This is a genomic window from Mycobacterium ahvazicum (assembly GCF_900176255.2).
GTDB classification, from domain to species: domain Bacteria; phylum Actinomycetota; class Actinomycetes; order Mycobacteriales; family Mycobacteriaceae; genus Mycobacterium; species Mycobacterium ahvazicum.
Genome location: NZ_FXEG02000003.1, coordinates 1,585,880 through 1,598,687 on the forward strand (window position 1 = coordinate 1,585,880; position 12,808 = coordinate 1,598,687).

Sequence of the window (12,808 nt, forward strand, 5' to 3'; positions counted from 1 at the left end):
GCTCGGTCATGGCAGACTCCTCGGGGCATCGGCAGTTCACAGCGTGCGCGTCCGCCCACCATCATGTCGCTTTTCCGCCAGTCTTGTCGGCCTTCTGGTGTAACTGTGGAGGCGTGCACGACGATTTCGAACGCTGTTACCGCGCGGTCCAGTCCAAGGACGCCCGGTTCGACGGCTGGTTCGTCACCGCGGTGCTCACCACCCGCATCTACTGCCGGCCCAGCTGCCCGGTACGTCCGCCGTTGGCCCGCAATGTGCGCTTCTATCCGGCGGCGGCGGCCGCGCAGCGGGCGGGTTTCCGCGCGTGCAAACGATGCCGTCCCGACGCCTCGCCGGGGTCGCCCGAATGGAATGTGCGCGGCGACGTCGTGGCGCGGGCCATGCGGCTCATCGCCGACGGAACGGTGGACCGCGACGGGGTGGGCGGTCTAGCCGCCCACCTCGGGTACACGCCCCGGCAGCTGGAGCGGCTGTTGCAGGCCGAGGTCGGCGCCGGTCCGCTCGCGCTGGCGCGCGCGCAACGAAGCCAGACCGCCCGGCTACTGATCGAGACGACCGACCTGCCGTTCTGCGACGTCGCGTTCGCCGCCGGCTTTTCCAGCATCCGCCAGTTCAACGACACCGTGCGCCTGGTGTTCGAGAGCACACCGACCGGCCTGCGCACGCGCGCGGCGTCCCGGTCGGGGGCTTCGAAAGCCGGAGTGACTTCGCCTGGGACAGTGTGCCTTCGGCTGCCGGTGCGCACTCCCTTCGCCTACGCGGGCGTCTTCGGACATCTGGCCGCGGGCGCCGTACCCGGTTGCGAGGAAGTGCGCGACGGCGCCTACCGGCGCAGCCTTCGGCTGCCGGCCGGCAACGCCGTGGTCGCGCTGACGCCGGCCGTCGATCACGTCCGCTGCCTGCTCGCCCTCGATGACTTTCGCGATCTCACGACCGCGATCGCCCGCTGTCGGCGCCTGCTCGACCTCGACGCGGATCCGGAAGCGATCGTGGACACGTTGAGTCGCGACCCGCTGCTGGCCCCAGTCGTGGCCAAGGCGCCGGGACAACGCATTCCGCGCGCGGTCGACGAGGCGGAACTCGCGGTGCGTGCGGTGCTCGGTCAGCAGGTCTCCACCAAGGCCGCACGCACCCACGTCGGCCGATTGGTCAGGGCGTACGGGCCGCACGTCCACGACCCCGAAGGCACACTCACGCATGCCTTCCCGTCGATCGAGCAGCTCGACGAGATCGATCCCGTCCATCTGGCGGTGCCCAAGTTGCGGCAACGGACGATGACCGGGTTGGTCGCCGGTCTCCTCGATGGCAGCGTGGTCCTAGACGCCGGCAGCGATTGGGACAGCGCGCGCACTCAGCTGCTGGCACTGCCGGGGGTGGGCCCATGGACCGCCGAAGTGATAGCGATGCGCGGTCTCGGCGACCCGGACGCGTTTCCCGCCAGCGACCTTGGGCTTCAACTCGCCGCCAAACAGCTGGGCTTGCCGACGAATCAACGCAAACTCATTGAGCACAGCGCACATTGGCGCCCGTGGCGCTCGTACGCCACCCAGCATTTGTGGACCACGCTCGAGCACCCGGTGAACCGATGGCCGCCACAGGAGGTCGCATGATCCAGTACCGCACCATCGACAGCCCGATCGGGCTGCTGACCCTGGCCGGCCACGGCACGGTGCTGACCAATCTGCGGATGGTCGACCAGACCTACGAACCGAGTCGCGCCGACTGGTCGCCCAATCCGGGAGCGTTCGGCGCGGCCGTCGAACAATTAGTGGCGTACTTCACCGGCGAGCTCACGACTTTCGACATTGAACTCGACCTGCGGGGCACCGAATTTCAGCGACGGGTCTGGAAGGCGCTGATGACGATTCCATATGGACAGACTCGTTCATATGGAGAAATCGCCGAACGGATCGGCGCCCCCGGTGCCGCGCGTGCGGTCGGACTGGCCAATGGCCACAATCCGGTCGCGATTGTCGTGCCATGCCATCGCGTCATCGGCGCCAACGGCAGCCTGACCGGTTTCGGCGGCGGACTCGGCCGCAAACGCGCATTGCTCGAATTGGAAAATCTGCGATCCAATTTAACGTTATTCGATTGACAGAGAACGCAAAAATGCCCCCTTTGCAGGGGGCATTTTTGTGTGTGTTCGGCGGTGTCCGACTTTTCCACCCGATAGGGCAGTATCATTGGCGCTGACAGGCTTAGCTTCCGGGTTCGGAATGGGACCGGGCGTTTCCCTGTCGCTGTGGCCGCCGTAACTCTATTTATTTTTCATTCAAGTGTTCTGGTGGGGGGTGTGGTATCGAGGTTTTCGCGGCAAATGCCGCAGAAAAAAATAGTGGTTGCGATTGTGTTGGTAAGTTTTCGGCCGGTTAGTGCCAGTTCCCTGCACTCATTGCTGAGCTTCTAGGTCTGGCCTATCAATCCCGTGGTCTGCGGGGGGCCTTATCCCTCTAAAAGGGTGAGAAACCTGATCTTGGAGAAGGTTTCCCGCTTAGATGCTTTCAGCGGTTATCCTGTCCGAACGTAGCTATCCAGCAGTGCCTCTGGTGAGACAACTGGTGCACTAGAGGTTCGTCCGTCCCGGTCCTCTCGTACTAGGGACAGGTTTCCTCAAGTTTCTGACGCGCGCGGCGGATAGAGACCGAACTGTCTCACGACGTTCTAAACCCAGCTCGCGTGCCGCTTTAATGGGCGAACAGCCCAACCCTTGGGACCTGCTCCAGCCCCAGGATGCGACGAGCCGACATCGAGGTGCCAAACCATCCCGTCGATATGGACTCTTGGGGAAGATCAGCCTGTTATCCCCGGGGTACCTTTTATCCGTTGAGCGACACCCCTTCCACTCGGGGGTGCCGGATCACTAGTCCCGACTTTCGTCCCTGCTTGACGTGTAGGTCTCGCAGTCAAGCTCCCTTGTGCACTTACACTCAACACCTGATTGCCGTCCAGGTTGAGGGAACCTTTGGGCGCCTCCGTTACATTTTAGGAGGCAACCGCCCCAGTTAAACTACCCGCCAGGCACTGTCCCTGAACCCGATTAGGGTTCGAAGTTAGGTGTCCAATACGGTCAGAGTGGTATTTCAACAACGACTCCGCTCTAACTGGCGTTAGAGTTTCACAGTCTCCCACCTATCCTACACAAACAGTACCGAACACCAATACCAAGTTGTAGTGAAGGTCCCGGGGTCTTTTCGTCCTGCCGCGCGTAACGAGCATCTTTACTCGTAGTGCAATTTCGCCGAGTCTATGGTTGAGACAGTTGGGAAGTCGTTACGCCATTCGTGCAGGTCGGAACTTAACCGACAAGGAATTTCGCTACCTTAGGATGGTTATAGTTACCACCGCCGTTTACTGGGGCTTAAATTCTCCGCTTCACCTTACGATTAACGGGTCCTCTTAACCTTCCAGCACCGGGCAGGCGTCAGTCCGTATACATCGTCTTGCGACTTCGCACGGACCTGTGTTTTTAGTAAACAGTCGCTTCCCACTGGTTTCTGCGGCCGGTTCCCGCTCCCAGCGCAAGGCCGTTCACGGTAAGCCGGCCCCCCTTCTCCCGAAGTTACGGGGGCATTTTGCCGAGTTCCTTAACCATAGTTATCTCGTACGCCTTGGTATTCTCTACCTGACCACCTGTGTTGGTTTGGGGTACGGGCCATGTATGCGCTCGCTAGAGGCTTTTCTTGGCAGCTGAGGATGACCGAATTCGCCTCAATCGGCTATGCATCACCTCTCAGGAATATGAACGACGGATTTGCCTATCGTTCTCCCTACAGGCTTGCCCCAGTATTACCACTGACTGGTACGGCTACCTTCCTGCGTCACCCCATCGCTTGACTACTACCCACCCGGGTCCCACGCAGCCGGCGGTCTTCGCACCCCGAAGGGATTGATAGACCACCATTTGGGTGGTTAGCAGAATGGATTCGTCAGGGACGCTCATACACGGGTACGGGAATATCAACCCGTTGTCCATCGACTACGCCTGTCGGCCTCGCCTTAGGTCCCGACTCACCCTGGGCGGACTGGCCTGGCCCAGGAACCCTTGGTCTTTCGGCGGGCAAGGTTCTCACTTGCCTAATCGCTACTCATGCCTGCATTCTCACTCCCCCAAACTCCACCATCGGTTACCCGACAGCTTCTCTGCATGGGGGACGCTCCCCTACCCAACCTTGCGGTTGCCGCGGCTTCGGCGGTGTGCTTGAGCCCCGCTACATTATCGGCGCACAATCACTTGACCAGTGAGCTATTACGCACTCTTTCAAGGGTGGCTGCTTCTAAGCCAACCTCCTGGTTGTCTCTGCGACTGCACATCCTTTTCCACTTAGCACACGCTTAGGGGCCTTAGCCGGCGATCTGGGCTGTTTCCCTCTCGACGTACGGAGCTTATCCCCCGCCGTCTCACTGCCACGCTATACACCACGGCATTCGGAGTTTGGCTGACGTCAGTAACCTAGTAGGGCCCATCGGCCATCCAGTAGCTCTACCTCCGTGGTGAAACACGTAACGCTGCACCTAAATGCATTTCGGGGAGAACCAGCTATCACGGAGTTTGATTGGCCTTTCACCCCTACCCACAGCTCATCCCCTCAGTCTTCAACCTAAGTGGGTTCGGGCCTCCACGCGGTCTTACCCGCGCTTCACCCTGGCCATGGGTAGATCACTCCGCTTCGGGTCCAGAACATGCCACTCAAGCGCCCTATTCAGACTCGCTTTCGCTGCGGCTACCCCACACGGGTTAACCTTGCGACATGTCCCTGACTCGCAGGCTCATTCTTCAAAAGGCACGCCATCACTCCACAAGGAAGCTCTGACGGATTGTAGGCACACGGTTTCAGGTACTATTTCACTCCCCTCCCGGGGTACTTTTCACCATTCCCTCACGGTACTAATCCGCTATCGGTCATCGAGAAGTATTTAGGCTTACCGAGTGGTCTCGGCAGATTCACAGCAGATTTCACGGGCCCGCTGCTACTCGGGAGTTGATACAAGGCAGGTGCCGGGTTTTCGCGTACCGGGCTCTCACCGTCTGCGGCAGACCATCCCAGGCCACTTCCGCTAACCACGACACTTTCTGACTGCCCCCCAGCTAGGTAGAGCTGAGAAATATCAATCCCACAACCCCGCACACACAACCCCTACCCGGTTACACATGCATGCGGTTTAGCCTGTTCCGCTTTCGCTCGCCACTACTCGCGGAATCACTTTTGTTTTCTTCTCCTACGGGTACTGAGATGTTTCACTTCCCCGCGTTACCTCCCGCACCCTATATATTCAGATACGGGTAACACGACATAACTCGTGCTGGGTTTCCCCATTCGGAAATCCTCGGATCAACGCTCGGTTGACAGCTCCCCGAGGCATATCGCAGCCTCCCACGTCCTTCATCGGCTCTCGATGCCAAGGCATCCACCATGTGCCCTTAAACACTTACGAACACAAAAACCAAAAGAAAAATTACACATTTTTGACGAATACGCAGCCCTAAGGCAACGCATCCGTCTAGATGCTCGCAACCACTATTCAATGCTCAAACACCACACCCCACCACCAAGATGGAGGGACACCACATCGACCAAAGCCGGCCGAGTGTTGTCTCAGGGCCCAATAGTGTGTCTGGCGATTGCCTGCTGTTGTGCACCCGGCTCCCGTCCACTACAGACGAGAACCCCTCACGGCTCACACTCCACCAATTGGAGTGTTTCTCGTGGTGCTCCTTAGAAAGGAGGTGATCCAGCCGCACCTTCCGGTACGGCTACCTTGTTACGACTTCGTCCCAATCGCCGATCCCACCTTCGACAGCTCCCTCCAAAAGGTTAGGCCACTGGCTTCGGGTGTTACCGACTTTCATGACGTGACGGGCGGTGTGTACAAGGCCCGGGAACGTATTCACCGCAGCGTTGCTGATCTGCGATTACTAGCGACTCCGACTTCACGGGGTCGAGTTGCAGACCCCGATCCGAACTGAGACCGGCTTTAAAAGGATTCGCTTAACCTTACGGCATCGCAGCCCTTTGTACCGGCCATTGTAGCATGTGTGAAGCCCTGGACATAAGGGGCATGATGACTTGACGTCATCCCCACCTTCCTCCGAGTTGACCCCGGCAGTCTCTCACGAGTCCCCGCCATTACGCGCTGGCAACATGAGACAAGGGTTGCGCTCGTTGCGGGACTTAACCCAACATCTCACGACACGAGCTGACGACAGCCATGCACCACCTGCACACAGGCCACAAGGGAACCGACATCTCTGCCGGCGTCCTGTGCATGTCAAACCCAGGTAAGGTTCTTCGCGTTGCATCGAATTAATCCACATGCTCCGCCGCTTGTGCGGGCCCCCGTCAATTCCTTTGAGTTTTAGCCTTGCGGCCGTACTCCCCAGGCGGGGTACTTAATGCGTTAGCTACGGCACGGATTCCAAGGAAGGAAACCCACACCTAGTACCCACCGTTTACGGCGTGGACTACCAGGGTATCTAATCCTGTTCGCTCCCCACGCTTTCGCTCCTCAGCGTCAGTTACTGCCCAGAGACCCGCCTTCGCCACCGGTGTTCCTCCTGATATCTGCGCATTCCACCGCTACACCAGGAATTCCAGTCTCCCCTGCAGTACTCCAGTCTGCCCGTATCGCCCGCACGCCGAGGGTTAAGCCCCCGGTTTTCACGACCAGACGCGACAAACCGCCTACGAGCTCTTTACGCCCAATAATTCCGGACAACGCTCGCACCCTACGTATTACCGCGGCTGCTGGCACGTAGTTAGCCGGTGCTTCTTCTGCGGGTAACGTCAATTTACTCCCTTCCTCCCCGCTGAAAGTACTTTACAACCCGAAGGCCTTCTTCATACACGCGGCATGGCTGCATCAGGCTTGCGCCCATTGTGCAATATTCCCCACTGCTGCCTCCCGTAGGAGTCTGGGCCGTATCTCAGTCCCAGTGTGGCCGGACACCCTCTCAGGCCGGCTACCCGTCGTCGCCTTGGTAGGCCGTCACCCCACCAACAAGCTGATAGGCCGCGGGCCCATCCCACACCGCAAAAGCTTTCCACCAAAAGGCATGCGCCAAAAGGTCCTATCCGGTATTAGACCCAGTTTCCCAGGCTTATCCCGAAGTGCAGGGCAGATTACCCACGTGTTACTCACCCGTTCGCCACTCGAGTACCTCCGAAGAGGCCTTTCCGTTCGACTTGCATGTGTTAAGCACGCCGCCAGCGTTCGTCCTGAGCCAGGATCAAACTCTCCAAACAAAAACTCCTCGACAAGCGAGGTGAATTTCGAATCAGAGAAAATCTGACCTAACAAAAAGACGCCATATAACTGGCATCAAAATAAACGACCACATCCCTATCACACGGGGAGTGTTTTGGGAGTGGTCAAAAAACAACAACAAACAAAAACACCAAACACACTATTGAGTTCTCAAACAACACTTTTCTTGCTTTTCTCGCCCGCTTCGGGGCAACCCTGCCAGCTTAATACAGATCCGGCAGAGGCGTCAACCCCCAATTTCTTGCGATCGTGGTGATCGCTGCGAGGGCAGCCGTGCCAGGTTAGTACCAATCCGGCGAGGGAGTCAAGCCCCGGTCTCGGTCTCCTTCGAGTGGTGACCGCGCCTGTGGGGCACTGACTTTGGTTACTGTACCCGCTCGATCTCCGCTCCCAAAATCGCCAGGTTTTCGACGAACAACGGGTAGCCGCGATCGATGTGAAAGACGTCGTGGACCTCGGTGTCACCGTCGGCGACGAGGCCGGCCAATACCAGGCCGGCACCTGCGCGAATATCCGAACACCAGACCGGTGCGCTGGAAAGTTGCGGCAGGCCCCGGACCACGGCGTGGTGGCCGTCGGTGCGCGCGTCGGCGCCCAGCCGGATCATTTCTTCGACGAATCGGAAGCGCGCCTCGAACACGTTCTCCGTGATCATCGAGGTGCCATCGGCGATCGATGCCAGCGCGATCGCCATCGGTTGCAGATCCGTCGGGAAACCGGGAAACGGCAACGTCGCAACGTTCATCGCCTTCGGACGCTCGTACTGCGTCACGCGAAAACTGTTGTCTGTCTGCGTGACGGTGGCACCCGCGTCATGCAGTTTGTGCAGCACCACCTGAAGGTGCGCCGGATCGATACCGCTGACCGTGATGTCGCCGCGGGTGATCGCGGCGGCGATCCCCCAGGTGGCGGCCACGATCCGGTCCCCGATCACCCGGTGCTCGGTGGGATACAGCCGGTCGACGCCGGTGATTGTCATCGTCGGCGAACCCGCACCCTCGATCCGTGCGCCCATCTGGTTGAGCATCGTGCAGAGATCGACGACGTCGGGTTCGCGCGCGGCGTTGTGGATCGTGGTGACACCTTCGGCGACCACGGCGGCCATCAAGATGTTCTCGGTGGCCCCCACCGAGGGGAATTCCAGTTGAATCTCCGCGCCGCGCAACGTATCTGCGTGAGCGACCACACACCCATGCTCGATATTGCACGTCGCACCCAGTTGCCGCAGGCCCGCCTGATGCATGTCCAGCGGACGCGAGCCGATCGCGTCGCCGCCCGGGAGCGCCACCCTGGCGCGCTTGCACCGGCCGACCAGTGGCCCGAGCACGCAGACCGAGGCGCGGAACTGTCGCACGGCCGCGAAGTCGGCGTCGTACTTGGGTTCGTCGGGTGAGGTGATGCGCGCGACGTCGCCGTCGAGTTCGACGGTGGCGCCCAGGCCGCGCAGCACCTCGGCCATCAGCGGGACATCGAGAATGTCGGGGCAATTGGTGATCGTGCTGGTGCCCTCGGCCAGCAGGGTCGCGGCCATCAGCTTGAGCACGCTGTTCTTGGCGCCCCCTACTGCGACTTCGCCTGACAACCGATTACCGCCGGTTACCACGAATCGCTCAGCCACCCGCGTCAGTCTAGTGAAGGGGTATCGGCTTGTCAGTCAGCTAACTCACTTCGCCGAGTACGGTTTGATCATGGCAGTACATCTGACCCGCATCTATACCCGGACCGGCGACGACGGAACCACGGGATTGAGCGACTTCTCCCGCGTCTCGAAAAACGACCCCCGCCTGGTCGCATACGCCGACTGCGACGAGGCCAATTCCGCGATCGGCGCCGCGATCGCGCTGGGCCGGCCAGATTCCGAAGTCGCCGCCGTATTGCGGCAGATCCAAAACGATTTGTTCGACGCCGGTGCGGACCTGTCGACCCCGGTGGTGGAAAACCCGAAATACCCTCCGCTGCGCGTCGCCCAGTCCTACATCGACCGGCTCGAAGGATGGTGTGACAAATACAACGAGTCGCTGCCGGCGCTGAATTCCTTTGTGCTTCCCGGAGGTTCGCCGTTGTCAGCACTGTTGCACGTCGCCCGCACCGTGGTGCGTCGCGCCGAGCGATCGGCCTGGGCCGCAGTCGACTCCGCACCCGGCGAAGTCAACGTGCTGCCGGCGAAATACCTGAATCGGTTGTCGGATCTGCTCTTCATCCTGTCCAGGGCCGCCAACGTGGATGGCGATGTGCTCTGGAAACCAGGAGGGAAGCCAGGCGGTGGCGCCTGAACAAGTTGAGCTGCCGGGCTTTTCGTCAGACGCTGCGACGGCGTGCGCGCGGTGACGGACGAGACTCCAGCCACGACAAGAACGCGGTCAACGCGCCCTGATCGAGCGCCAGTTCGTAGGCCGACCTGCGCTCCTGGGTGGTATCGCGCAGCTCTAGCACCACGATCTCGTCGGTCATGATGTCGAATTCATCGCCGCGCGGCGCGCGCCGGGCGACGATCTCGACGCCCCGGCGGGACACCCGCCGATCCGGCCACAGGCGCAGGCTGGATAGCCGATAGAAAGCGGCTTCGCCGCCGCGGTAACGGATCACGCCGTGCCGCCAGCCATGACCTCCCACCGCCGGAATGTCGCGCATGATCCCGGCCGTCCCGCCCTGCCGCAGCTTCCACAGCCGGTAGCTCAGGGCCAGAACGGCCGCCCCCAGCACGACGACGAGCACGACCATGCCAATCATGGGCGCGCTCATCGCCTCGTCCTGTGCGGCTAGTCGATTGCGCCGACGGCGCGTAATCTGGCGCGGCCCCTGGCGGCAACACGAGGATCGTCGGACTCGGAATCCTGCTTGGCCGCGGCCTCGTCGATCTCCGAAGCGAATTCGGCGGACTCCGCGAGAATGGTGACGCTCTCCTCGGTCACCGACAAAAATCCACCGTCCACCGCTACCCGCAGATCGTCCTGGCCGTCGCGCTCGACGCGCACCATGGCGTCATCGACCAACTGGGCCACCAACGGGATGTGTCGCGGCAGGATACCGATCTCGCCGACAGTGGTGCGGGTGAACAAGAACGTTGCCTCACCCGACCAGATCTTTCGGTCGACGGCGACGATCTCAACGTTCAATTCAGCCATGTCACACCATCTTTCGGAATCGCCGACTAAAGCTTGGCGCCAAGGCTCTCGGCCTTCTTGGCCAAGTCGTCGAGACCACCGATCAGGAAGAACGCCTGCTCGGGCACGTGGTCGAACTCGCCCTTGGTCAGGCGGTCGAACGACTCGATGGTCTCCTTCAGCGGGACCGTCGAACCCGGCTGACCGGTGAACTGCTCGGCCGCCATCATGTTCTGGGACAGGAACCGCTCGATGCGACGCGCCCGCTGCACCAGCTGCTTGTCCTCTTCCGACAGCTCGTCGATACCGAGGATGGCGATGATGTCCTGAAGGTCCTTGTAGCGCTGCAGGATTCGGATGACTTCCTGCGCCACCCGGTAGTGTTCGTCACCGACGACACTGGGGTCGAGGATGGTCGAGCTCGACGCCAGCGGGTCCACCGCCGGGAAGATGCCCTTGGAGAACACCGAACGCGACAGCTCGGTGGTGGCGTCCAGGTGGGCGAACGTGGTGGCCGGCGCCGGGTCGGTGTAGTCGTCGGCGGGCACGTAGACGGCCTGCATGGACGTGATCGACTTACCACGCGTCGAGGTGATGCGCTCCTGCAGCTCACCCATCTCGTCGGCCAGCGTGGGCTGGTAACCCACCGCGGACGGCATACGACCGAGCAGCGTCGAGACCTCGGAGCCCGCCTGCGTGAACCGGAAGATGTTGTCGATGAACAGCAGCACGTCCTGGCCCGCCTCGTCGCGGAACCACTCCGCCATCGTCAGCGCCGACAGCGCCACCCGCATACGGGTGCCGGGCGGCTCGTCCATCTGACCGAACACCAGCGCGGTGTCCTTGAGCACGTTGGCTTCCTGGAGTTCGACCCACAGGTCGTTGCCCTCACGGGTGCGCTCCCCCACGCCGGCGAACACCGAAGTACCACCGAAGTTGCGGGCAATACGGTTGATCATCTCCTGGATGAGCACCGTCTTGCCCACGCCGGCGCCGCCGAACAGCGCGATCTTGCCGCCACGCACGTACGGCGTCAGCAGGTCGACGACCTTGAGGCCGGTCTCGAGCATCTCGGTACGCGGCTCGAGCTCTTCGAAGGGCGGCGGCTTGCGGTGAATCGACCAGTGCTCGAAGTCTTCTCCGTAGCCCGGCTCGTCCATGCAGCGGCCCAGCGCGTCGAACACATGGCCCTTGACTTCCTGGCCAACCGGGACCGAGATCGAGGCCCCGGTGTCGGTGACGGCGACGCCGCGCACCAGTCCGTCGGTGGGCTGCAGCGAGATGGTGCGGACCAGGTTGTCGCCGAGGTGCTGTGCGACCTCGAGGGTGAGCGTCTTCTTGAGCTCCTCGAAGGTGATCTCGGCGTGCAGCGCGTTGAACAACTCCGGGACGGAGCCGCGCGGGAACTCGACGTCGACAACCGGACCGGTGATCCGCACCACGCGGCCGTTGGTGTCGGTATTGGTCGACTTCTTCTTTTCGGCAGTCGCAGTCATATTCTCTTCGCTTCCTCGTGGTGCTATTTGGCTCGGGCGTCGGCGAGCGCGTTTGCGCCACCGACGATTTCACTGATCTCTTGGGTGATCTGGGCCTGCCGCTCGCGGTTCGCCATCAGCGTCAGGGCCTTGATCAAGTCGTCGGCGTTGTCGGTGGCCGACTTCATTGCCCGTTGGCGCGACGCCAGCTCCGACGCCGCGGATTCCAGGAGCGCGGTGTACACGCGGGTGGTCACATACCGCGGCAACAGCGCATCGAAAAGTGTTGTCGCATCGGGTTCGAACGAATACAGCGTGTGCAGCGCCTCGGGTTCTTCGGCGTATTCGACGACCATCGGCGCCATCCGGTGGGCGGTGGTGGACTGAGACAGCATCGACTTGAATTCCGTGTAGACGATGTGCAACTCGTCGACACCCTCGACGTCGGAGTTCTCGTCGCTGCCTTCGCTGCCGGGAATGAACGCATCCACCAGCGTCGAGGCAACCTCGGCGGCCTTCTCCACCGTGGGTTGCTCCGAGAAGCCGGTCCACGATTCGGTGATGGTCCAGTTGCGGAAACTGTAGTAGCCCAGCGCCTTACGGCCGACCACGTACAGCACGGGAGTCTTGCCTTCCTCCCGCAGGAGCGAAAACAGCTCCTCGGCGCGGCGGAAGACACCGGAGTTGTAGGCGCCACACAGACCACGGTCCGACGACACCACCAAGACGGCGGCCCGCTTGGGCTCAGGCCGTTCGACCAGCAGCGGATGATCGAGTGCTGCCTCGCTGGACAGCGTGGTCAGCATATTGGTGATCTCTTCGGTGTAGGGGCGAGCAGCCTGAAGCCGAGCCTGGGCCTTGCCGATACGCGATGTCGCGATCAGCTCCTGGGCTTTGGTGATCTTCTTGATCGCACCGGCGGAACGGATCCGTCCGCGCAACTCGCGAAGTGTGGCAGCCATC

Annotated in this window: 8 protein-coding genes and 3 rRNA genes; 3 read left to right on the top strand and 8 right to left on the bottom strand. The window is 61.3% G+C overall.

What is annotated here, in order from left to right; translation table 11 throughout:
* The first annotated feature begins 113 nt into the window (after positions 1-113).
* Positions 114-1,610 carry a DNA-3-methyladenine glycosylase 2 gene (locus MAAFP003_RS19995; protein ID WP_096289556.1) on the top strand — a complete coding sequence of 499 codons (1,497 nt, stop codon included), beginning with the start codon at positions 114-116 and terminating at the stop codon, positions 1,608-1,610.
* Positions 1,607-2,098 carry a methylated-DNA--[protein]-cysteine S-methyltransferase gene (locus MAAFP003_RS20000; RefSeq protein ID WP_096289557.1) on the top strand — a complete coding sequence of 164 codons (492 nt, stop codon included), beginning with the start codon at positions 1,607-1,609 and terminating at the stop codon, positions 2,096-2,098. The genes MAAFP003_RS19995 and MAAFP003_RS20000 overlap by 4 nt, the downstream gene beginning before the upstream one ends.
* A gap of 46 nt (positions 2,099-2,144) precedes the next feature.
* On the opposite strand, the gene rrf is transcribed toward MAAFP003_RS20000, so the two are convergent.
* The 4 genes from rrf to murA all read right to left on the bottom strand — a co-directional run bounded on the left by rrf (position 2,145) and on the right by murA (position 8,884).
* Positions 2,145-2,257: ribosomal RNA gene (rrf, locus tag MAAFP003_RS20005) — 5S ribosomal RNA — on the bottom strand.
* Positions 2,258-2,352: 95 nt separating this feature from the next.
* A 23S ribosomal RNA gene (locus MAAFP003_RS20010) occupies positions 2,353-5,436 on the bottom strand.
* A 285-nt stretch (positions 5,437-5,721) separates the two neighbouring features.
* Positions 5,722-7,244, bottom strand: a 16S ribosomal RNA gene (locus MAAFP003_RS20015).
* Together the 16S, 23S and 5S rRNA genes form the textbook arrangement of a ribosomal RNA operon.
* 386 nt (positions 7,245-7,630) lie before the next feature.
* Complete coding sequence (murA, locus tag MAAFP003_RS20020; protein WP_096289558.1) at positions 7,631-8,884, bottom strand: UDP-N-acetylglucosamine 1-carboxyvinyltransferase; 1,254 nt, start codon at positions 8,882-8,884, stop codon at positions 7,631-7,633.
* A 70-nt stretch (positions 8,885-8,954) separates the two neighbouring features.
* Between murA and MAAFP003_RS20025 the strand changes: the two genes are divergently transcribed.
* A complete protein-coding gene (locus MAAFP003_RS20025) occupies positions 8,955-9,539 on the top strand; it encodes a cob(I)yrinic acid a,c-diamide adenosyltransferase (RefSeq protein ID WP_096291290.1) in 585 nt (194 codons plus the stop codon).
* Positions 9,540-9,564: 25 nt separating this feature from the next.
* Here MAAFP003_RS20025 and MAAFP003_RS20030 read toward each other — a convergent pair whose 3' ends face one another.
* From MAAFP003_RS20030 to MAAFP003_RS20045, 4 genes are read right to left on the bottom strand one after another with little or no spacing between them, the layout of a single operon-like run.
* A complete protein-coding gene (locus MAAFP003_RS20030; RefSeq protein WP_096289559.1) occupies positions 9,565-10,008 on the bottom strand; it encodes a DUF2550 domain-containing protein in 444 nt (147 codons plus the stop codon).
* A gap of 17 nt (positions 10,009-10,025) precedes the next feature.
* Entirely contained in the window at positions 10,026-10,391 is a 366-nt protein-coding gene (locus tag MAAFP003_RS20035) for a F0F1 ATP synthase subunit epsilon (protein WP_096289560.1), read from the bottom strand.
* Between the two features lie 26 nt (positions 10,392-10,417).
* The gene (gene atpD / locus MAAFP003_RS20040) at positions 10,418-11,866 is read right to left on the bottom strand and encodes a F0F1 ATP synthase subunit beta (protein ID WP_096289561.1); all 1,449 of its coding nucleotides are present in this window, start codon (positions 11,864-11,866) and stop codon (positions 10,418-10,420) included.
* Between the two features lie 23 nt (positions 11,867-11,889).
* A complete protein-coding gene (locus tag MAAFP003_RS20045; RefSeq protein ID WP_096289562.1) occupies positions 11,890-12,807 on the bottom strand; it encodes a F0F1 ATP synthase subunit gamma in 918 nt (305 codons plus the stop codon).
* Position 12,808 lies beyond the last annotated feature (1 nt).